This is a genomic window from Moritella sp. F3 (assembly GCF_015082335.1).
Taxonomy (GTDB): Bacteria; Pseudomonadota; Gammaproteobacteria; order Enterobacterales; family Moritellaceae; genus Moritella.
This window is the reverse complement of the sequence record NZ_BLRL01000002.1, coordinates 678825-700823: the sequence shown is the minus strand read 5'-3', so window position 1 is coordinate 700823 and position 21999 is coordinate 678825. Positions and strand designations below refer to the sequence as shown.

The 21999-nt window shown below is 39.0% G+C and carries 22 protein-coding genes, 1 tRNA gene, 1 rRNA gene and 1 pseudogene; 12 read left to right on the top strand and 13 right to left on the bottom strand.

Translation table 11 applies throughout. The annotated features are described in order from the left end of the window. Window positions 1–185 precede the first annotated feature (185 nt). Both rrf and JFU56_RS06245 read left to right on the top strand, forming a co-directional pair. Window positions 186–301: ribosomal RNA gene (gene rrf, locus JFU56_RS06250) — 5S ribosomal RNA — on the top strand. Between the two features lie 39 nt (window positions 302–340). Then, window positions 341–417, top strand: a tRNA-Asp gene (locus tag JFU56_RS06245). A 283-nt stretch (window positions 418–700) separates the two neighbouring features. Here the strand turns inward: JFU56_RS06245 and JFU56_RS06240 are convergent. Next, window positions 701–2128, bottom strand: a complete 1428-nt coding sequence (locus tag JFU56_RS06240) for an FAD-dependent oxidoreductase (RefSeq protein ID WP_198436395.1) — start codon at window positions 2126–2128, stop codon at window positions 701–703. Between the two features lie 129 nt (window positions 2129–2257). Next, a complete protein-coding gene (locus tag JFU56_RS06235; RefSeq protein WP_198436394.1) occupies window positions 2258–2887 on the bottom strand; it encodes a LysE family translocator in 630 nt (209 codons plus the stop codon). A gap of 224 nt (window positions 2888–3111) precedes the next feature. On the opposite strand from JFU56_RS06235, the gene JFU56_RS06230 reads away from it, so the two are divergent. Further along, window positions 3112–4302: a hypothetical protein gene (locus tag JFU56_RS06230; RefSeq protein WP_198436393.1), complete on the top strand. Its 1191-nt coding sequence runs from the start codon at window positions 3112–3114 to the stop codon at window positions 4300–4302. Between the two features lie 78 nt (window positions 4303–4380). Here JFU56_RS06230 and JFU56_RS06225 read toward each other — a convergent pair whose 3' ends face one another. The 6 genes from JFU56_RS06225 to JFU56_RS06200 all read right to left on the bottom strand — a co-directional run bounded on the left by JFU56_RS06225 (window position 4381) and on the right by JFU56_RS06200 (window position 10212). After that, on the bottom strand, window positions 4381–5766 hold the full coding sequence (locus JFU56_RS06225; protein ID WP_198436392.1) for a sodium-dependent transporter: 1386 nt from the start codon (window positions 5764–5766) through the stop codon (window positions 4381–4383). A 399-nt stretch (window positions 5767–6165) separates the two neighbouring features. Continuing rightward, window positions 6166–6648, bottom strand: coding sequence for an SRPBCC family protein (locus tag JFU56_RS06220; RefSeq protein WP_198436391.1), 483 nt, complete (start codon window positions 6646–6648; stop codon window positions 6166–6168). A 234-nt stretch (window positions 6649–6882) separates the two neighbouring features. Next, the gene (locus JFU56_RS06215) at window positions 6883–7317 is read right to left on the bottom strand and encodes an Rrf2 family transcriptional regulator (protein WP_242065884.1); all 435 of its coding nucleotides are present in this window, start codon (window positions 7315–7317) and stop codon (window positions 6883–6885) included. Between the two features lie 75 nt (window positions 7318–7392). Next, window positions 7393–7896, bottom strand: coding sequence for a hypothetical protein (locus tag JFU56_RS06210; RefSeq protein WP_198436389.1), 504 nt, complete (start codon window positions 7894–7896; stop codon window positions 7393–7395). A 163-nt stretch (window positions 7897–8059) separates the two neighbouring features. Further along, window positions 8060–9559 (bottom strand): FMN-binding glutamate synthase family protein, encoded by a 1500-nt coding sequence (locus JFU56_RS06205; protein WP_198436388.1) that lies wholly within the window; start codon window positions 9557–9559, stop codon window positions 8060–8062. Window positions 9560–9681: 122 nt separating this feature from the next. Next, window positions 9682–10212: an NUDIX domain-containing protein gene (locus tag JFU56_RS06200; RefSeq protein ID WP_242065883.1), complete on the bottom strand. Its 531-nt coding sequence runs from the start codon at window positions 10210–10212 to the stop codon at window positions 9682–9684. Between the two features lie 419 nt (window positions 10213–10631). Between JFU56_RS06200 and JFU56_RS06195 the strand changes: the two genes are divergently transcribed. Next, on the top strand, window positions 10632–11918 hold the full coding sequence (locus JFU56_RS06195; protein ID WP_198436387.1) for an OmpP1/FadL family transporter: 1287 nt from the start codon (window positions 10632–10634) through the stop codon (window positions 11916–11918). Window positions 11919–12026: 108 nt separating this feature from the next. On the opposite strand, the gene JFU56_RS06190 is transcribed toward JFU56_RS06195, so the two are convergent. Next, the gene (locus JFU56_RS06190) at window positions 12027–12785 is read right to left on the bottom strand and encodes a helix-turn-helix transcriptional regulator (RefSeq protein ID WP_198436386.1); all 759 of its coding nucleotides are present in this window, start codon (window positions 12783–12785) and stop codon (window positions 12027–12029) included. A 331-nt stretch (window positions 12786–13116) separates the two neighbouring features. On the opposite strand from JFU56_RS06190, the gene JFU56_RS06185 reads away from it, so the two are divergent. From JFU56_RS06185 to JFU56_RS06170, 4 genes are all read left to right on the top strand, one after another. After that, window positions 13117–13383, top strand: coding sequence for a Trp family transcriptional regulator (locus JFU56_RS06185; RefSeq protein ID WP_242065882.1), 267 nt, complete (start codon window positions 13117–13119; stop codon window positions 13381–13383). Between the two features lie 4 nt (window positions 13384–13387). Further along, the gene (locus tag JFU56_RS06180; protein ID WP_198436385.1) at window positions 13388–14629 is read left to right on the top strand and encodes an aromatic amino acid transport family protein; all 1242 of its coding nucleotides are present in this window, start codon (window positions 13388–13390) and stop codon (window positions 14627–14629) included. A gap of 169 nt (window positions 14630–14798) precedes the next feature. After that, complete coding sequence (locus JFU56_RS06175; protein ID WP_198436384.1) at window positions 14799–15686, top strand: endonuclease/exonuclease/phosphatase family protein; 888 nt, start codon at window positions 14799–14801, stop codon at window positions 15684–15686. A gap of 49 nt (window positions 15687–15735) precedes the next feature. After that, window positions 15736–16179, top strand: a complete 444-nt coding sequence (locus JFU56_RS06170; RefSeq protein ID WP_198436383.1) for a thioesterase family protein — start codon at window positions 15736–15738, stop codon at window positions 16177–16179. A gap of 126 nt (window positions 16180–16305) precedes the next feature. Here JFU56_RS06170 and JFU56_RS06165 read toward each other — a convergent pair whose 3' ends face one another. Further along, entirely contained in the window at window positions 16306–16749 is a 444-nt protein-coding gene (locus JFU56_RS06165) for a DUF3010 family protein (RefSeq protein WP_242065881.1), read from the bottom strand. A 136-nt stretch (window positions 16750–16885) separates the two neighbouring features. On the opposite strand from JFU56_RS06165, the gene JFU56_RS06160 reads away from it, so the two are divergent. Both JFU56_RS06160 and JFU56_RS06155 read left to right on the top strand, forming a co-directional pair. Further along, a complete protein-coding gene (locus JFU56_RS06160; protein ID WP_198436381.1) occupies window positions 16886–17560 on the top strand; it encodes an alpha/beta hydrolase in 675 nt (224 codons plus the stop codon). 172 nt (window positions 17561–17732) lie between these two features. Next, window positions 17733–18197: a phasin family protein gene (locus JFU56_RS06155; protein WP_198436380.1), complete on the top strand. Its 465-nt coding sequence runs from the start codon at window positions 17733–17735 to the stop codon at window positions 18195–18197. A gap of 50 nt (window positions 18198–18247) precedes the next feature. On the opposite strand, the gene JFU56_RS06150 is transcribed toward JFU56_RS06155, so the two are convergent. After that, the gene (locus JFU56_RS06150; protein ID WP_198436379.1) at window positions 18248–18991 is read right to left on the bottom strand and encodes a methylenetetrahydrofolate reductase; all 744 of its coding nucleotides are present in this window, start codon (window positions 18989–18991) and stop codon (window positions 18248–18250) included. Between the two features lie 110 nt (window positions 18992–19101). Further along, the gene (gene nfo, locus JFU56_RS06145; protein ID WP_198436378.1) at window positions 19102–19953 is read right to left on the bottom strand and encodes a deoxyribonuclease IV; all 852 of its coding nucleotides are present in this window, start codon (window positions 19951–19953) and stop codon (window positions 19102–19104) included. A gap of 115 nt (window positions 19954–20068) precedes the next feature. On the opposite strand from nfo, the pseudogene ung reads away from it, so the two are divergent. Then, window positions 20069–20755 (top strand): annotated as a pseudogene (gene ung / locus JFU56_RS06140) (uracil-DNA glycosylase); the annotation flags it as partial. A gap of 103 nt (window positions 20756–20858) precedes the next feature. Next, complete coding sequence (locus JFU56_RS06135) at window positions 20859–21440, top strand: hemerythrin domain-containing protein (RefSeq protein WP_198436376.1); 582 nt, start codon at window positions 20859–20861, stop codon at window positions 21438–21440. An 81-nt stretch (window positions 21441–21521) separates the two neighbouring features. Here the strand turns inward: JFU56_RS06135 and JFU56_RS06130 are convergent, their stop codons facing one another. After that, on the bottom strand, window positions 21522–21689 hold the full coding sequence (locus JFU56_RS06130; protein WP_198436375.1) for a DUF3545 family protein: 168 nt from the start codon (window positions 21687–21689) through the stop codon (window positions 21522–21524). Window positions 21690–21999: the final 310 nt, after the last annotated feature.

The following is a 21999-nucleotide window of genomic DNA, read 5'->3' as shown; positions in this document are numbered from 1 at the left end:
TGTGAGGCATTGAGCTAACTTGTACTAATTACCCGTGAGGCTTAACCATACAAATTAAAGTATGATTAATTGAAATAATCGACTTAAGAATAGATTGAACACTTTATGTTTTAAAGACTTCTTTATTTATAGCTTTTCAGATTTAAAACGAAGTGAGAACTTCTATAGAAAGCAAACCAGATTTGCTTGGTGACCATAGTGTTGCGGTACCACCTGACTCCATTCCGAACTCAGTAGTGAAACGTAATAACGCCGATGGTAGTGTGGGGTTTCCCCATGTGAGAGTAGGGCATCGCCAAGCGCCAAATTAAGACTGATATTATATCAGCACAGATTGTGCGGAGTGGTAGTTCAGTTGGTTAGAATACCGGCCTGTCACGCCGGGGGTCGCGAGTTCGAGTCTCGTCCACTCCGCCAACTAATAAAAAAACCTGAATCATTGATTCAGGTTTTTTTATGCCTGAAATTCAAGAATACAAGAAATACAGATTGTGCAGAGTGGTAGTTCAGTTGGTTAGACTCTTTATAAAAAGATAAGCGGCCTGACACGCCGGAGGCCGCGAGTTGTGGTTTGTAAAAAGTCGTCCACTTTCTCTTTGCCAACAAACAACGAAAGCCTGAATCTTACGATCCAGGCTTTTTTTATAGCTGTAATTCATTAACGATAAAGATAGGCCCGTAATGTTTGGCCTAATACTACTTAGATCTTCGCGAGTGATGTAGGATAATTTCTATCTTGGGCTATATTGCATGCGAGTGTATCGATATCACTTTCAGATAAATCGACAAAATTTGCTTTACTCATATCGCTGAGTTGCTCATATGAATAATCAAAAAGTTTATGAATTATTTGATCCGCAACAGTCAGTGCTGACGAAGCTTTAACGATTTCAGCTCGAGCATATTGCTGGCCCTCAAACGACACGTCATAAGCACGTAGTGAGACATCTTTACCGGGTATTTGCTGTGCGCCAAATAAAGGTCTACCAGCGATAGTGGCCTTATTAAAACTCGGAATGAAGTGACTAATATGATGAATCGCTTTTTGAGTTCGGCTATCAGACTCTTGCTGATCCCAACCTTCGACTAGTTTATTAATAAAGCTTTTATCTAGTTTAGGTTGAGCACTGTCTGCTGTCGTTTTAGCAAGTCCATTTTTAAATAACGTAATTTCTTCAGTCATACCGTGTAACTGGAAATAACCATCAGGATATGGCGTCAATTGTGCCATACCTTCAGGTGTCCCACGTTGACCGTGAAAGACAACTTCAGGCCAACGCTCGCTTTGCTGCCAGCGAGTAATGTAAGCGGCCTTAAATTCAACCATACGTTCTTTTGGTGTATCTGCCATGTCATCAATAACACCGGTTCTATAACCACAAGCATTGATTAAGTAATCAACTTCTGTAGTTGTCTCTATACCATTTTCAGAATGGCTGATTAACCACGTCTTATCGGCTGTGTAAGAAACATTAATGACTTTATTGTTGACGAGTAAGTTACAAGATTTAGATGCGTTCAGGCTAAGCTCTGTGCTTGCAGCGATACGGAATAAGCTTAAACCGTATTCTTGCACCATCAATAATGGGAATTTGACAGTATTGAGATCAAGATTTTTAGCAAGTGGAATCATCCAATCAGAAAATTTGGTTATTTCTGACGGTTGTGACGTTGTTTTTAATAACTCTAAATCCTCACGTGAAAACATTTGATAGTAATCACCTACATCACCAAGTACTTTATTGCTGTCATCGATTTGAATTAATGTTTTGTAGCGCTGTGTTAGCTGTTCAAGTCGGGGTAGTAGCTTTTCAATATTACCGGCGTCGCGTTGGGGAATTGCAATAACAGTCGGACGTTTATTGATGCAGTGTGGATAGATCTTTATTGTGGCGATCGATTGCTCTAATAACGTAAGGCATTGCTCATCGGAGATATCTGGGTAAAGGTTACCGCCAGCATGTAAATGGCATACCGGTGGCCCATTGACTAAGCTAACACCTTCTTCAAATAAGGTGACATTAATGTCTAACCCAGCCAAGCGCAGTGCTATTGTACTACCAGCTATACCACCACCGATAATTGCAATGCGTTTTGATTTTAGAGTTGAAGGTACGTTCTTGATCATTCTCTTCGCAATGTATAAATAATTAGATAATTTATTATGCCAATTATTTATACGGGAATGAAACTTATTTTTAGTTAAAGTGCATTTATCCTAACTAAATAGAGCTATCTTTTAGGATTAGTGCGAACTTTATCCGGTCGCTAACCAGATCCCAACAAACACCATTAACGAACCTGCGATTTTATTGAGTAAACGCACATTATTACTTTTTTGTAAAAATAGACGTAATGTTTGCCCACCACTGGCATACATTAATAAGCAGCTAAATTCGGTAATGAGGATGATAGCTACAAGCACTGATAATTGTGGTGTTAATGCTTGTGTTGGATTGATAAAAGGCGGCAATAACGAAATCATAAATACCCAACCTTTTGGGTTCGCAATCGCTGTGACAAAACCTTGACTGGCTAACTGAAGAGGTTTCATTGTACTTTCAGAATCTGTGCTATCAGAAATAGCCAACTTGCCTTTAGAACGCCACATTTGGATGCCAAGATATATCAAATAACTGCCACCAAGATATTTAAGTGCTGAAAAGGCACTTGGGTATTTCAACATAATAGTTGCTACACCAATTACCGCTGAAATGGCTACTAAGCCGACACCGAGTAATTCGCCCCACATCATGTGGAGACTACGCTTTACGCCGATTGTCATGCCTAAAGTCATCGATAACGTCATACACATACCTGGTGTAATAGAAACGAAGAAAAAGGTAGGAATAAAAAGCGCTAAAAGTTGTAAATCTATGGCAGACATTGTGTGAACTTAGTTATTGGGATATGACTTGATAATATCACCATTCAATACGCATTCTATATTCTATTGTTGAATGAATATAAATTAGCCGTTTTTAACTTAGCTAAGTTGACGAAACTATTCATTTTAAAATTTAACCAAGTATAGGTTTAAAAATTTATCCTTAAGCCTATACTTATAAGTTCTGCAATTGTATTTAGTATTTAGACTGGAATGACGCTTTAATGATAAAATTTATTACTTCTCCGCAAGAAATGCGACTCTCTGATGTTGAAACAGCACAGTATGATCAAATCGTAGATTATGTTACTGAAATCAGCTTAAATTTAATGGCTGTTAAAGTTACGAACCGCCCTGAAGATTTCCTCGGCTGGTGTAATGAATTATATAATTATGTACGTTACGGTATAAATATGGATTTGCTTGATGAAAAGCATGAAAAACCGTTACAAAAATTATTACAGTTATTAGAGAAAGCGATTACTTGCCGTCAAGTTAAGACTTCTCGCATTACGCCTTGGCCATTTCTAAAAAACTTCTTTATTGATCAATCAGATCGTCAAGCATTAACTGAACGCCTACGGTTATTAAACTATATTAGCTCATTACGTATTAGCACGTTAGCGGATATGTCTGAACTTGAGCGCCTTGCATTTGCGGGTAAGCACTTATCAGCACATGAACCTACAAAGTTTGATTTTGATGTTGAGCTATTTGGTAGCACACGTGGTGCGAAAGCGTTACATGAGTTATTACAGCATACTCCCGCTTTATTGGATGACGCACTCGCTGCTATTCCTTTAGAAGGCGAAGTAACTGAAGCTGACTATAACGAATTTGTAAAACTGTATCGTGCGGCGTTTGCGACATTAGATAAAGCGAAAGCAGGCTTATTTGCTGCGACTCGTTTATTAGCGATGCGTCGACCTGATGTATTCATGGTGCTTACTGCAGCTAAAGTCGATGCACTTTGCCAAGGTTTCGGTTTAGTTAAATTAAACGCGACTGATTTCTCTCGCTACTGGTTTGATATTATAGAAGCTATCCACCGCCAACCTTGGTTTAAGTCATCACAGCCAGAAGATGCCACTGAACTTGATCTATGGAATAACCGTGTAGTGCTATTTGATTTGTTCTTCTTTGTGGATAAAGATTTTGCAGATAAATCTAATTACCTTAAATTGAAAAACAAGCCGGTTGCGGTTCGTTCAACAACCGGTGGACGCACTCGTGCTACTGGTGTTGTACGCCAGAAACGCACGAAAGAAAGCGCGACTGAAGCGGTAGACCGTTTATTAGCTGAACCTGACTTACCTGCATACTTACAAAGTAAGCGTGACTCAATGATTGTTGAAGTTGAAAAAGGTAAAAGTGCAACAGAAGTAATGCAGTTATTAAGAGCTATCTTTGGCTAGGTTAATACCTTAATACTAAATTTAAGATATAAAAAAAGGCTTCATTAAGAAGCCTTTTTAGTATCTAGTGTTTATTGATTAAAGGCTAATTAGACCTACTGCTTGCAAGAATACAATTGCAATGGCTACTGGAGATAAGTAACGTAAGCAGAACATAACCGCTTTATAAGCGACTTCAGATAAACCAAACTCTTCACGAGTTATGTTCTCTTTAACAACCCAACCAACTAATACCGCAGTAAATAGACCTGCAAGTGGTAGCATGATGTTTGCAGTTAATTTATCTAATGCATCAAAGAAGTTTAGACCCATAACAACATCTTGAGCCCAAGGTGCACCACTTAGTGAGAATACCGTGAGTAACGATAGCGCCCAAATAGTACAACCCGCAACGATTGTTGCTTTAGCGCGGCTTAAGCCAAGACGTTCATTTAGGTAAGCTACTGGAGACTCAAGTAGTGCGATCACTGATGTGAATGCTGCAAACGTTACCATGACGAAGAATAGCGTACCGAACAAAGTACCTAATGGCATTTGACCAAACGCGATAGGTAATGATACGAACAGTAGACCCGGACCTGCAGAAGGTTCCATACCATTAGCAAATACGATTGGGAAGATAGCCATACCTGCAATAAGTGCTACAGCTGTATCCATGATCGCGATATAGATAGACGTTTTCGCGATAGATGTACCTTCTGGCATATATGCGCCATAAACCATCATGATACCTGATGATAAACTTAGCGTGAAGAATGCATGACCAAGGGCTGTTAACACACCATCAAATGATAGTTTAGAGAAATCTGGAGAGAACATGAATTGTGCTGCTTCGCCAAAGTTACCTGTTGCTGCTGCATAAACCATGATGATAGTTAATAGTATAAACAATAGTGGCATTAAGTAAGTTACAGCTTTTTCTAAGCCTGCGTTAACACCACGAATCAATACAAGCATTGCTGCAATGATTGTGACTGAAGACCAGATGATTAATTGCGTCGTATCTGTGATTAAACCAGTGAATAGCGCACCAATTTCATCTTTATGAGCAATTTCAGAACCAACTGTTGCAAGGAAGTCTCCGCTGATACCAAAGAAGATATAAGCAGCTGCCCAGCCTGCAATGACGATGTAGAAACTTAAGATGAGTGAGCCAGCGATAACGCCAGATGCACCGAGTAGTGACCAAATACTTGAACCGCCTGATTCCTTGGCAATGGTTGCTGACGCATTTGCAGGAGATGTACGCGCGCGCTTACCGATCATTACTTCTGCCATCATGACCGGAATACCAATCAGCAGAATACAAAATAGGTAAACGAGTACGAATGCACCACCACCATTTTCGCCCATAATATAAGGGAATTTCCACAGATTGCCTAAACCTACAGCTGCGCCTGCTGCTGCAAGTACGTATTTAAATTCGCTAGACCAGCGGTTATCAATTTTTGTGCTTGTTGTCATTTTCCCATCCTGGGTTATGTACATAATAGTTATGTACATACTAATAACATATTAAAAACACCGATATAAGCTCTTTATTCAGAGGATAACTCTAAAATGGTGGTTATTTATTTAGTTAATACTTATGAATTGTTAATTGTTGGTTAAACATTTCAGTTGGGGTTGCCGCTGTAGAGTTAAATGCTTATATTTTGAGTATGCGGTGTATATTGCTGTTTTTTACAAAAGTTGCATGGTATGGCTGTTAGTTGTCTGTTTTTTATTCTAAAGAAGATCCACAATAATATTGCAGGTTTTAATTTGAAGGCTGTCATTGGATGAGGAGATAGACTATTAAAAACCGAGTTAGCGTCCTAACTCGGCTTTGGAATAGTTTAATGTAATGTCATGAAAGCGATATTATGCTGTAGTTGCGACTTTAGACAATGCTTTAGATAGGTTTTTGATATATGTATTAGTCAGTGTTTCGAACTCAACTTTAACTACTGGTTTTAAGCCGATACCAGCAAGACTAGGCAATGGGATGGTAATGACTGCATCTGTTAATAAGTTAACATCGCAGCCTGTTGCCGTTTCAGTTAGAATCCATTTACCTGATACTTTTGCACTATTATTTGCGGTGTCACGTGGTTCCCAAACAATCGATTTATTTGCAGCATCACAGATGTATTCACATGCATAAATTGTTTGAAGTTGAATTGGACCTAGACCAATTTTTTTCATTTCCCAGCGGAAAGTATTTGCAGCTTCTTCGATCAAATTATCTAGATCGGGGAAGTGACTTGTAGACGCTGGTACATCAGCTAAAAGGTTATAAACTGTATTGATATCTGCAACTACAGTAAATTTTTTATTGAGTTGTATTTTTACATCGAAAGCCATTTCAAATTTCCCTTCTATTCATAATAGTGTTTTTTATTCTAGAATAACTATCCTAGAAGTAGTATTTTATGCCGCTACATTGCCCCAGATAAAGATTGTTGTCAACAATTAGACGTTGGAAATGAGGCAGTAATATTGCATTTTTTTCTTAAAATACAATAAGCTGAAAACGGGTTTAAAGGTTATACCGATAATCCTGCGATTATTTTAGATGATCCTCGCTTGCCACCATGATTAGGCTTGTTTCATATAGCACAATGATTCAAATTCATGCTGTTCATCAAGTAAGTCAGCAAGACTGTATTGATCAAGTGTGTTAAGAAAAGCATCTATACCGGTTTGTAATACATTTTTTAACTGATAAGTAGGCACTAGGTCGTTGTCTGAAGTATTATCATCAAACCCTCTTAAATTATTTTCTAATGCGCGAACCAACTGCCCAACATTAATTTCGGATGCTGATTTTGCTAACCATATCCCGCCATTTTTTCCACGAGATGATTTGATGTAGTCTAACGAAGAGAGGTGAGCAATCACTTTTGCAATATGGTTTCGTGATGCTTGATATACATCAGCTACTTCTGCAGAACTTGAACGTTGTCCTTTTGGTAGCGTGGATAAATACATTAATGTGCGTATACCAAAATCTGTATAAGTCGTTATCTTCACTTTTATCACCATAACCAGAGTTATTGAAAATTAATTATGCTTAGAGAGCACTAGAAATTACCTTTATCATTGAATTCAGGATATCAATTCTTTTTCAAATTGATTGTTTGGCATTGCTTTGCCGTGTTTTTGTAAAAACAGTTTAAAACCCTCGAGTAGTTCTCTCGGGTGACTGAACTGGCAATAGGTAACAGGGTAGTCTTGATCTAGTTCTTTTAGCAGTGGGCTTTTGATTGGAGCACCACGCCAGACTGCAAAAAATACCGGTTTAGGATGGATGGAGCTTAAATTGTAAGAAAGTTCATAAGCATCACTATCATTAGATGATGTATGGATATAAAGCAGCGCATCAACAACCGATAATAAGCGTAAGCGATAATGACGATAATTAGCAGGCGTAAAGATGATCCCAGTTTGTCGCTGAAAAGCTTGCTGGTAATCATCTTGTTCTTCACCGAGGTTAAAAGGAAGGAATTCAAGGTCATCAATATTGTATTGTAAGAAGGTGATAACATTGTCTAAAATTTTCAAGTGGTCTTTATGAATATCCCCCACGTTTTGTTTGACTAATAGCTTCATTTTAATTCCCTTTCTTTACGATCGTTAAAATCGGTTGCCAGGAATACAGTTATACGCTGAACTATTAGAAATATTAACCAAGAGAACAAGTTATTTTAGCTTAGATTTGAAATTGGTTAAAAAGTATTAAAAACAAAAACCTAAGCTCAGCTTGAGGAGTTATTTATTCTATCGGATAAAGCTTATCAAGTGCGATAGAAAGACCATTTTCAGTGACAATACGCACATGATCGCGACGGAGTTTACGCGGTTCATTGACACCGCAAGAATGCGCAATTAATCCCACACCATAATGGATGTATTTATTATAGTTGGCGATCCGTTGTGCTTTGTCTTGTACGTTCAATCCTTCTTGTAGCTTGGGGTTGTGCGTTGTAATTCCTGTTGGGCAGGTATTTTTATTGCACTGTAAAGCCTGAATGCAGCCGAGTGCAAACATATTACCGCGAGCAGATACGATAAAATCAGCGCCAACCGCTAATGCCCAGGCTACTTTGGACGGGGTTATTAATTTTCCTGATGCGATGACTTTAACTTGTTCACGTAAGTTATATTTCTCTAGCATATTCACTAATAAAGGTAAGCTTTCTTTTAATGGCAACCCGACGTAGTCCATTAAGGGTTGTGGTGCTGCGCCTGTACCGCCATCTGCACTATCTAATGTCATAAAGTCTGGCGCTGAATTGACACCTCGTTTATTTACTTCTGTTAATAAATCATCCATCCACTGGCTGTGACCAAGTACAAACTTCAGGCCTACTGGTTTACCTGTTACTTGGCGAATCCGAGCAATTATATCAAGAATATCACCGACATTTTTCATTTCTGGGTGAGCGTTAGGGCTGATCGAATCTTCACCGGCTGGGATCCCACGGATCTTGGCGATTTCAGGCGTGACTTTTTTCCCAGGTAAAATGCCGCCCTTACCTGGTTTAGCACCTTGGCTGAGTTTTATTTCGAACATCTTAATTTGTTCTATTGCTGCAATGGATTTTAATTTTTCATCACTTAGTTGGCCATTGTCATCACGAACCCCATATTTGGCTGTGCCTATTTGATAAACAAGATCGGCACCACCTGCAAGATGATGGGGAGATAAACCACCTTCACCGGTATTCAACCAGCAACCAGCCTGTTTAGCGCCATGGGATAATGCTAATACAGCGGGCTTTGAAATAGCGCCATAGCTCATTCCTGAAATATTGAAGAGAGAATTTGTTGCATATGGGGTAGTGCAATTGGCGCCAATCGTAACCTCCTTCGGCGGGATCGCATCTTCAGTAAGTGTTGGAAAGGCACAATTCATGAACATGATCGTGCCGACTTGATCGAGGTTACGGGTGGAGCCAAACGCGATGGTTCTATCGACATTTTTTGCAGCACGGTAAACCCAAGAGCGTTCAGCACGGTTGAAGGGCATTTCTTCACGATCTTGTGCGAAGAAATATTGGCGGAAGAATTCGCCTTGTTTTTCAAATAAGTATCGGAACCGACCGATGACAGGGTAGTTATGTCGGATGGCTTGTTTAGTTTGCCCCTTATCTACAATGTACATGTAGATAATACTGATGATCCCACCAATGAGGGCTAGAATGAAGAGGCCTGTCATAATGTCTAGGCCGAGCAGTAGCATATTAATTTGAGATTTAAATTCTGATTGCATGGGTGATACCTTTATTGAATTCTATCCTTAAGTTAAGAATACAATAAAGGTAGTTGCACAACTAATAACAACCAGTAGTAAATTTACAATATATTTGTGGCTATCTTATTTAAGATAAATGATTATGCCGCTACAAGCTCTTTCGCTATTTTTTGTAATAGATAGGTTTCACGTTCAATGGATAAACCCGCTTTTGGATAGCTTTTGATTACTTCAAGATTATGTGCAATAGCTTCATGGATGTTGATCCACATTGCGCTCACCCCATTTTTGATTTCGTTTTCTTCTAATCTTGGCGAGCCTAACTGTTTGTTGGCATCGCAAGTAAAGCAGTAGGAAAGCATTTGAATACTGTCAAAGCCACCTTTATACCAAGGGCGCATTTCTTCATAACAACCGTAAGGGACGACGTTATGAATGTTTTCAGCGCCAGTCTCTTCTTCTACTTCACGAATTAGCGCGCTAACAATGTCTTCACCTTCATGCATGCCGCCACCGGGTAAGCTGTAATCATGGTAGCGGGCGGTGAAGATAAGTAAGATCTCTTCACCTTGAGTAATGATGCCACGTGCAGCAATTCGTTGATCTGTATTTTTAGGTGCTGTGACATCTGGGTGAACTGTAGAACGAAGGACGGACATTTGGTTGATCATTATGAATAGCTCTTGTCGTTATTTAATTTGATGACTTCATTTACGTCGTGGTAATTGTAACTGGTTGTTTTTTCGTATGGACAACTAAGACTGTTGGCCATTAATTGTCGAACTGGATTTCAAACAGGACGTTATAATAACACATTCGTGCGTTGCTACTGAAATATGTAATTTCCCTCCTGTTATTAGCGTCATTAGTAGGATTTTTCTTATTATTTAAACTTCAAATCTCAGTTTAGAGTTTATGCACTAGGTTATTTGTCGTGAACGTGTCGATAAAATACGTTAACTTTAACTAAAGTACCCTCTTTATGGGTAAATATGTCGTTTAGGTAAAATTTATCCTAAACGATATATTACAACCTGTCACAACGCTTTAACATCCTCGGCATACCCAATAAAAACAACAGGATTTTGTAATGAAACGCAATTTGAGAGTGACTTCATACCTTGGTTCAGCAATCGCGCTGGCATTAGCAACTACGTCAGTATCTGCACTAGCAGCTGGTTTCCAAGTTGGTGAACATTCAGCAACAGGTTTAGGCCGTGCAAACGCAGGTGAAGGCGCAATCGCCGATACTGCTTTAGTACTCACTAAAAACCCGGCTGCAATGATGATGTTTGATGAAATAACGGTATCAAGTCAACTTGCTTTCATTGCCCCTGATGTTAATACCGATTATACCGATGGCGCAGAAAAGAAAACTGAAGAAGATTACGCTCCAAACCAATTCGTGCCAAGTTTTGCCGCTATTATGCCTATCAACGATAAAGTAGCCGTTGGTTTTGCTATGTTCTCAAATTACGGTACAGGCACTGAAATAAGTGATGAATTTGCTTATGGTGATATTGGTGGTACAACAGGTATCATTACCATTGATAGCAGCTTCAACATTGCTTATAAAGTAAATGATTTATTAAGCATTGGTGCTGGTTATGACCTAGTAGTTGGTCAAGCTGAAATGAAGAGAGGTTTTAGCCTTGGTAAATTTGATATGGCGGGTAATGCTATAGGTCATGGTTGGAATGTGGGTACTCTACTTACGTTTAATGAAAATAACCGTTTAGCATTAACGTATCGCTCTTCAGTAGATATGGGTTTTGAAGGTGACTTTTCGGGGAGTGGTGCTTTTTCTCCTGGAGAGTCAGGAATATTTAAACCTGCAGATCCTGAAACAGTCACTGGTACTGTAGATATAACTTTACCTGCTATTGCTGAATTAGCTGGTTATCATAAGTTGACCGATATTTTTGCTGTGCATTATAGTGCTATGTGGACACAATGGAGCTCATTAGAAGAATTAAAAGCAACCAGTAATGATTGTGGGAGTAATCCTAATTCACCATTTGACCCATTTGAGAATGGCGTATGTTTCCAGAAAGATTTACATTATTCAGATAGCATGCGCTATGCGGTAGGTGCAACGGCTTATGTTTCTGAGTCTGTAACATTGCGTGCTGGTTATGCATATGATCAGCAAGCTGGTGAAGCGATTGTTTCAATGCCTGATACTAACCGCCATCAAATCTCTGCGGGTATGAGCTATGCGGCAAGTGAAACAATGAGTTTTGATCTTGGCGCCGCTTATATCTTAGGTGAAGAGGTTACTTTTGAAGAAGAAGAAGGACCGACTGCGAACCTTGAAGAATTCACTTCAACAGCAACAGCAATTATTGTTTCAGCACAAATGAACATGGTATTCTAATCTGAGTTAATTTTAGATAGATGCAAAAAGGCCCAGCTAATTTATTAGCTGGGCCTTTTTCGTTATAACGTATGTTAATAAGTCATCAGAAGCATGAGTCTTATTCGTTTAGCCCTTCTGCGCTTTACTAAAACGCACTAGATCCGCGTTATTGTTTAGCAGGTCTTTGAAGAAAGGGTTCTTGTAAAGGTCTTTTAAGCAGCCTTTATAAAACTTAACGCGTGATGCCGTAGGGTAAGGTTCAAAGTGCAGATCTTGAAAGAATGACGCAATTGCTGGTGTGCGGGTTGGTAGTACCACAGTCGTGAACTTACCATCTAAATCCAACACCATCTTAATCGCCACACTGTTATCAATGAAACAGAAAGAAACGATCATACCGCTATTACTGGCAATGTAATGCCCGACGATTGCATTCTCATTCATCAATAAGCTAACAGTGTAGTGAGCTGGTGGAAAAGCAGCCATTGTTTCTGTTAGCGCTTCATTATAAAAATGCTCATGCCCTTTATGCACAACGTCCGCTTGTTTCTCGCTCAAGCTAGCAAAGTCTACAGCAACAATATCTGTAATATTAACCGGATAAAATGCGGGTCTGCCGCCGACTTCGGTGGCTTTGGTTTTACTAACGAATTTTTTTTCTTGCTCACTCATCTCATAACCTTCCGCAAAAAAGCGAGCTATAGCGATACGGCGTAAAAAAGAGGGTTCACGTTTGCCATTTTCCCAGAGAGATAATGTGGTCTGTGACAGACCTGTAAATTCTTTATGTGAATTAGCTAGCTGTGATACAAAGTCAAACTGAGACAGTTTATTGTCTTTACGAGTCTGACGTAGCTTAGTGCCAAAACCTTCTTTTTTAAACATTTATTGTCCTTGGTACTAAAGCGTTAGGTGTTATATTTCTGCTCAATTTTATGTTTAGCTAAAAGAGATAATACAATCAGAAGTTTAATTGCTTGTAGTGATAACCAAATCATCCAGGCACCTAGAGTAATCTATTTATGTAAGAATTATTTATATAAGAATAAAATATTATTGAATATTGTATCTCCAGGTGTAAATTTGTGCAATTTATTTCATATATTGTTGATTATATAATGTAACGCGGATCTTTGTGATATTCACATTAAACTTGATCGTCAAGTGTGTAATGCTGTACCATTACGTCATTACAGTTTAACAGCAAGGTTTATTGATGATGATTAATGAATTATTCCGTACGATCTCTAGTGAGGAAGACATATCTCTAATTTTACCTTTACTGCTTTCACCAGAAGAATTAAACGCTATTAATGCACGTACTTTGGTTTATAAAGAACTATTACTTGCACAGCGATCACAGCGTGAAATAGCTAAAATACACGGTATCAGCATTGCTACTATTACTCGTGGTTCTAATAACTTGAAATCAATGAGTGAAAAAGAAAAGAAATTATTACAAACATTATTAATTGGGAAGTAAGACTATGTCGGAAGTAATGACAGCAAATCAGGACGCACAACCATCGGCATTCGGTGGTGTATTTATTATTACAGGTACCAGCATTGGTGCTGGGATGTTCTCTCTGCCAGTATTAACCTCAAACATGTGGTTTGGTTGGGCGGTATTGTTCTTATGTGTGTCTTGGTATTGTATGTACAGTTCTGCATTGTACTTACTAGAAGCAAATCAAAAATTTAAGCATGGTGTGAATTTCGATTCGATGACCAAAGCATTATTACCTACGTCATTGCGCATGCTAAATGGTTTGTCTGTATTGTTCGTTAGCTACATCTTGGTTTATGCGTATATTTCTGGCGGTGGCTCAATGCTTGGACACAGTTTACAGTCAGGCTTAGGTATCAATATCGATCAGTCTGTAGCTAGCTTTGTATTTGCTGTGTTGCTTGGTCTGATCGTGAGCTTTAGTACTAAGGCTGTTGACCGTTTTACGTCTGCAATGTTAGGTGGCATGGTGATCACGTTTAGTATTGCTATTTACAGCTTACTGAGCGGTGCTGACTTTTCATTATTACAGCCGCTTGCTGAAATGACTGAGCGTCTACCTTATAGTTGGGCTGCAATCCCGTCGCTAATGGTGTGCTTTGGTTTTCATTCTAATATCCCAAGCTTGGTTAAATACTACAACAAAGACAGCTCGAAAGTTGTTAGCTCAATTCGCTATGGTAGTTTGCTAGCGCTTACTATTTATTTAATTTGGTTGTTAGCCAGCTTTACTGTTATAGGCCGTGATGGCTTTGCTAGTGTGATTGCTGCTGGCGGTAACATGGGCGCGTTAGTATCGGCATTAGAGTCTGCTGGTTCAGGTGCAACGCTGGCAGTGACGTTACAGTTGTTTGCTAACTTTGCTGTTGCGACATCATTTTTGGGTGTGGCGTTAGGCTTGTTTGATTTCTTAACCGACCTGCTTAAATTGGATGACACTTTATCTGGACGTAGTAAAACGGCATTAGTTACTTTTGTACCACCGATGATTGGTGGAGTATTATTTCCTAATGGCTTTATTTATGCGATTGGTTATGCGGGTTTTGCTGCTGCGGTATTCGCTTTATTTACGCCTGTCGCGTTAGCATTTCAGGCTCGTAAACATTTACCGACTACTGACTTCCTAGTACCCGGTGGCCATGCTCGTATGGTGGCAGTATTGGCATTTGCTGTATGTGTGGTTAGTTTTCAGGTTCTTTCTATGATGGGTTTATTGGCTTAATTGACCACTAGGTCGTTAGCGTATTGCCGTTAGTGAGTATTCATTAACGGCGAACTCGCTAATTAATCGGCTTAAATTTAGATAATAATGTTTATTTTCCCGATTAGCTTTGAGTTAATCCTATTTTATTACGTATAATAAAGTATATTTTTGATTACGTGACTTTAACATGAATTATTCCTTTTCTCGTATTGCTGCTATCTCTACGCTAGTCTTTTCCCTGTCGGGCTGTTTTGATATTGCCGACATCCCCAAATTACATTCTTCCTGGAAAGTTGCTGGCGCGACATCTGAAAATAGCGAACAAGCTGGTTTTATCACAGATACGGTCGTGACGTGTCCGGCATTTATAGATAATTCGATGGTGACAAGTGATGAGCTACCTGCTGAATTTAGTATTGCTGATTGGAATATTTATAAGCAAGAAGATGATAATTGGCGTCGTGAATTGACAGCGTTAATTGAAGAGAATGATTTGATTATTTTACAAGAAGCAAAGTTAAGCTTTTTGTTAGCACAGCTGATGGAACAGCATCAATTAAGCTGGACTCAAGTTGAAGCATTTAGCGTTTATAATCAATCGATGGGTGTATTAACGGCAAGTCGTGTCGCGCCTATCTCTGTTTGCAAGCAAGCGATAACGGAGCCATGGTTACGCTTCCCTAAATCGTCATTAATTAGTTATTACCCTTGGGCTGGTAGTGATGAACCATTGCTTGTTGCCAACATGCACATGATTAATTTCACCTTAGGTGTAGATGAGTTTACGCAACAACTTGAAGGTGTCATTGCGGTGATCCGCCAGCATGATGGCCCTGTGATCATGGCTGGTGACTTTAATACTTGGACCAATAAACGCTTAGATCAATTGCATTTAATGACAACCAGCGTTGAATTGCAAAAATCAGTTTATCAACAAGATGTACGTAGAACGGCATTTGGTAATCCGCTCGATGATATTTACTATAGAGGTATGCAGCAGTTGAATGCATCGTCTTATGAAACTGAGGCATCTGATCATAATCCAATTGTAGCGCGCTTTGGTCCGTTGTTTTAGCATCTTGAAATAACTGAGTCGATAGAGTAGGTAGAGGGAATTAAGCATAATGGATAAATTTAAACAGCAGTACCCAATTATTGTCGATGATATTGTGCGTTGGGGTGACATGGATGCGTTTGGACATGTTAATAATACCGTGTATTTTCGTTATTTTGAGCAAGCGCGTATAGGTTACTTTGAACAAATCGAAGCAATGAAGTATATGCAAGAACACGGTATTGGACCTATTTTGGCTGCGACAAATTGCCGTTTTAAAGCACCATTAAAGTCACCTGATACCATTCAAATCGGTGCGACAGTGTCTGAATTTGCAGCGCATAAGTTAATCATGAAATATGCCGTGTGGAGTAATACTTTGCAACGGGTCGTTGCTGAAGGGGAAGGCGTGATTGTATTTGTAGATTACCAGGCCCATAAAAAAATGCCGGTACCTACAGATATAGTGGATAAGATTAAGGTGTTACAGCCAGACTTATTTACTGAACTTTAATTTTCAGAGCTTTAATTAACACGACTTTAATAAACGTCAGTAGACGGATAATTAAAAATAAGGTAAAAAAAAGCAGACTAAAAGCATAGTCTGCTTGCAACCTTGTGCTTTTACAACGAGTTGTAATTAAAGGCTGTTTTTTGCTGCGTTTTCGTTTAAGAATAGGCAACCAAGTGTGAATGCATTCTGTTGGAATTTTTTCAGACCTGTTTCAGCAAAATCAACAAAGATTGGGTGATCTTGTACTAATTGCTTGTAGAACGTTTGTGAAACCATGCTCACTTCAACACCAGTTACAAGTTGGATTGCCGCTTCAGCTTTAAAGCTTGTTGAGCTACCACTAAACTTGCCTTTTGTTAGACGTTCTTTGATCACAACATTTTCAATTTTATAATCTGTCATTAACTGGGCAAATTCTTTATGAAACTGACGTATTTGATACGCTTCAGTTGAACTTGCTAAGGTAATTTTTCTTTTACGACATTCAATAAGTTCAAACATTCCGTCTTTTAAAGATAGGAAACATAGATTTACTTCATTGCCTGCTAGTTCAACACTACAAATTCTCATTAAATAACTCACCATAAATAAAGATAACTTCGCTATTATAACCACTTTGTTGTCAGTTAACATGGTTATCGTTGTTTCGTTGTGAATTTATACGATAGCATATCCTCTTAAAATGACTTAATTGTAAGGAAACAGAATGACATATTTACCTTGTGTGGAAATTGAACCTAAGCAGGCTGCAAACGCGAGTGTTATTTGGCTACATGGATTGGGTGCTAATGGCCATGACTTTGCGGGTGTAGTGCCGATGATTGCATTGTCGAGTGAACATCAAGTGCGTTATGTTTTTCCGCATGCGCCAGAAATCAATGTAACGATTAATAATGGTTACAGAATGCCAGCTTGGTATGACATCTTGGCGATGACGCTGGAGCGTAAAATTGATATGTCAGGTTTAATGAGCAGTGTTGAACAAGTACAACACTTGATCCAGCGTGAGATTGACCGTGGTATTGATAGTAAACGGATAATTGTTGCAGGTTTTTCTCAAGGTGGCGCGGTTGCTTATCAAAGTGCGTTAACCTTTACTAAACCGCTCGCGGGATTGATGGTGATGTCGAGTTATTTTGCCACCGCTAAAACGATTAAATTAGATAAAAATAATCTGACATTACCTATCCACATCTACCATGGTAGTGCGGATCCTGTGGTTGCTGAATCGCTGGGATTGGATGCAATGAAACATTTAGCATCATTTGGCTTTCAACCTCAGTATCATAGCTACCTTGCAGAGCATACGGTTACGCCGCAACAGATAAATGATATATCACAACATATACAGCAGTTTTTATCGATTAAAGCGGCAAGCTAGCTTTAATTATGACTATTTTTAACTGTTCAAGCGACATTAAGCTCGTTGAGCTATAGCATCATTATTTTGTTATCAAAGTCACAATCCAAGTTGTTTTTAAGGTCATTTAGCTCTCATTTGTGACGATTACATCTATGCTTAAGGTTCCTAGTATTATTGATAAGATTGAACAATGCGTCAGAATAAAAACTGTAATTCAAGTGATGTTAATCATGTGATAATCGATAACTTTGTGGCGATTAATGACACTGATAATCCAGACATTGAGCTCCAGAATGAGGACGACTCAACTCAAGTTCGTGATAATACGGAAGTCACGCTAGCGACAAAGATGAACTTTGTCAGACAAGTTTGGTTGGCTGGATTAGGCGCTTATAGTCATAGTATCGATGAGCTTAATAATGCCGGTGAAAAATCATCAATGGTTTTTGAAGAGTTGCTGGAACAGGGGGAAAAAGTTGATCGTGCATTTAAGTTACATACTTCAGGCGAATATATTTCGTTACATGGTTTAGATAAATTGATCCAACGAACTTATGCAAAGTTAACGGGGGTTGAATGTGAAAAAATTGACCAATTGAACGATAAGCTCGATGCGTTATTAGTTGCGTTGGCAGATATAAAAAAAACCACTTAGTTTCCGCCAAGTGGTTTTTTTCTTATTATGATTCGATAGCCTTAATAAGATTAATCTTCGGCAAGTAATTGACCAAGATATTCATTGGCATTGGCTCTGATTGGCATGAAGTAGACATTATCATCTCTGGCTTGTACTTTTTTTATCATCGCACGGCCAAACTCAATATTCCATTCTTTCGTAGCTTCAAAATCGCTTGGAAAAACCACATCATTTTTGTTTTCCCAGTATGACTTACTGGTTTCACTATGAATTGGGCTCATGCCCCAAAATACTTCAGTACCCTGCAACATATCCATGTATACATCGAGGAACTTCAAATCAAAAAAGGGTTGCGTGAAGAAACCATCGACACCTGCATCCATTTTATCGTGAATATAATCGAGCTCTTTACGCATGCTGGTGCGATATTGATCGATCGCTGCGTAAACCTTCATATAAGGCAGTTCTTTTTTGATAATACGGATGAGCTCACATGAGGTATTACGGTAAGTCCGGTGTGAGATATCTTGCGGTGGATCGCCTTCAACAACGAGCACTGAGTTAATCTTACTGTGACGGAAAAAGTCCGTTAATGGAAAGCCATTTCGTAGGTCAAAGTCGATAGCGCGTAGGTGAGGGATCACTTCATCGAATTTGTCTTGCAGGCGATCACATGCATCCCAGCTGCGTACATCAAAGCGTAATAAGTCAGGAATATTAAGCGTATTTATTTGACCAAACTTGCTAACTTCTTCGACTTCAGTATTTAAGGTTTCCCATGAACGGGGCACAAGCTCTATTGAGTATTTCAAATTACATCCCTTTTTTATCAACAGTCCTCGTTGATAATCCTTTTAATACCCAAACTCGACTCCGCGTGTCTGGGCTTTTTCCAATTATTGATATAACGTGGGTATATCTCTTATTTATTTGCGGCTAACTGCTGTAACCAAGCGATTTCAGCAGCCCAAATAGTATCATCTATTGTTTCCAATACTATAGGTATACCATTAAAGCGCGCATCCTGCATGATAAATTTGAAAGCTTCTTCACCAATAAAACCTTGGCCTAAGCTGTGATGGCGATCAACTTTTGTGCCGAGCTCGACTTTACTGTCATTTATGTGCATACCAGCGAGGTATTCAAAGCCGACAATACGTTCAAAATCGTTAAAAGTTTGTTCACAAGCGGCAAAGGTACGCAAGTCATATCCTGCAACAAATGTATGGCAAGTATCAATACACACGCCAACACGGCTCTTGTCTTCAACTTGATCGATGATCTCGGCGAGATGCTCAAAAGTGTAACCTAAGTTAGTGCCTTGACCTGCAGTGTTTTCAATAACGGCTTTGACTGACGTTGATTTTTCTAGCGCTAAGTTAATTGATTCAGCAACACGCTTTAAACTTTCTGATTCCGATATCTTTTTTAAGTGACTACCTGGGTGGAAGTTAAGCAACGTTAAGCCGAGCTGTTCACAGCGGTGCATTTCATCATAAAAAGCATTGCGTGATTTTTCTAAGGCCTCTGCGTCTGGGTGACCTAAATTAATCAAGTATGAATCATGAGGTAAAATTTGTGCTGCGGTAAAGTTGTAACGTTTACAGTTGGCTTTAAATTTACGAATATCATCTGGGCTTAGATCTTTGGCATCCCAGCGACGTTGGTTCTTAGTAAATAGAGCAAATGCAGTAGCCCCTAAATCGTGGGCATTTTTAGGGGCGTTCCACACGCCTCCGGCTGCAGAGACGTGCGCGCCAATAAATTTAGTCATTTTTTGCTCCATTGTTTTCGGGATTTATCATTTTTAGTCAATTTGGTGACAAAACAGTTTTAAAGAAGGCTTTTTACGATAAAATTAGTTTTTTGGCAATGCTAATCTTTGGGAGTTATTAATGAAAACGTGGGCAGAATTTTTGTTGCATGAACAGCAGCAGCCGTACTACTTAGCGCTAGACAATTTTATTGCAGCAGAAAGAGCGGCTGGGAAAGTGGTGTATCCTAAACAAGATGATGTATTTCAAGCATTTTCATTAACACCGTTAAAAGATGTCAAAGTGGTCATTTTGGGGCAAGACCCGTACCACGGCCCTGATCAAGCTCACGGATTATGTTTTTCGGTATTGCCTGGCATTAAGATCCCGCCTTCACTGCGTAATATGTATAAAGAACTAACAACGGATATTGCTGGTTTTGCCACCCCTGACCATGGTTATTTAATCGAGTGGGCACAACAAGGTATTTTGATGCTTAATACGGTATTAACTGTAGAGCAAGCGAAAGCGCATTCTCATGCTAAGTCGGGCTGGGAGACGTTCACTGATCATGCCGTAGAACTGTTAAATCAACAACATGAAGAAATTATCTTTGTGTTGTGGGGAAACCACGCGAAGAAAAAAGGCCGCCACATTGATCGTAGCCGTCATCATGTCTTAGAGGGCGTTCACCCGTCGCCATTATCTGCAAGCCGTGGGTTCTTCGGGAGTCAGCATTTTTCTGCTATTAATCATCGCTTACAAGCTCGAGAGCAAACACTGATTAATTGGCAAGTGAGTGCGGTTGAGACACTAGTCTAAATTTACTTTTACACTCCTATATAGGTAAATGGTGAGTTCGATCAAAGAAACTAATACTATATAGGTATATGATGGTGAGAGATAATTTCAAATTGGAGTTTATATGTTATCTCTCATTACTAAAGATCATGAACAAGTAGAGTTACTGTTAAATGTATTAACTGAGCAGTTAGCGGAACTCGAATCTGAGCAGCAGGGTGTTAATTTTAAATTGATGGATGATATTGTCCATTATTTGCGTAATTATATTGACCGTTACCATCACCCTAAAGAAGATTTAATCTATTCATACTACCTCGAAAATTATGTTGAAGATGCGGGTATGCCAAATCGTTTAGCGTCGGAACATCAGAGTCTGAACTTCCTGAGTCGTGAGCTTTCAAGTGCTTTGAATATGATCCAACTTGATTCAGTGATGCCATTCGATCAACTCGCGGGGCAGTTAAGAAATTTTGTTGATAAACAACGCAGCCATATTCAATATGAAAACAATGTTGTTATGCCGCTAATGGCTGAGAAGTTTACTGCCGATGATTGGTGTCAGATAGAGCATTTGTGGAAGAATGGTGATGTGCAGGATATAAAAACATTGGCTGTGTTTAATGAGGTCTATGATCGCCTTAAACTGCGTATTGTTGATGCCGGGTTTATGCATGGAATTGACGAAGAGTTATGCTTAGTCTAGGAATGGTTTAAGTATAAAGTCTAGTACAGACGCTATTATGAATGAATAAAAAAAGCCGCATGATGACATGCGGCTTTTTTATTAGGCAATAAGATCAGAGTAATAACTTAAAGGATCGTCATAACCGTCCATTTCCTTCTCCAAATTAAGCTTATCTTTAATTGCTTCGATCTCACGCCATTTACGTTTTGATGCTGATTTTGTTTCTTTTTTTGTATTTTCTATCGACACTTGATTTATTCCTTCCATGGGATCACCTTTGTAATGATAGTTACCCCTTCTCTATACCATTCTTTTAATGTTCATTGTCATACTTTGCTATGTATTTGAGTGTCAGATCACGAAAATAGACCTAGAATGGAAGGGGTATAAAATACTTTATCTAAAATGCGGTTTAAATTTGATATGTATATATCCCCTAAGGGTAGCGATTGCGACTTCGGTAATTTTAACGCCTGTTTATTAACAATATATTGGTTTTTTATGTTATATTCCGCGCCATGTTTAGTTAGTGGTGTTATTTACACTACTATCTATAGATTTTAATAACAGTTTGGAA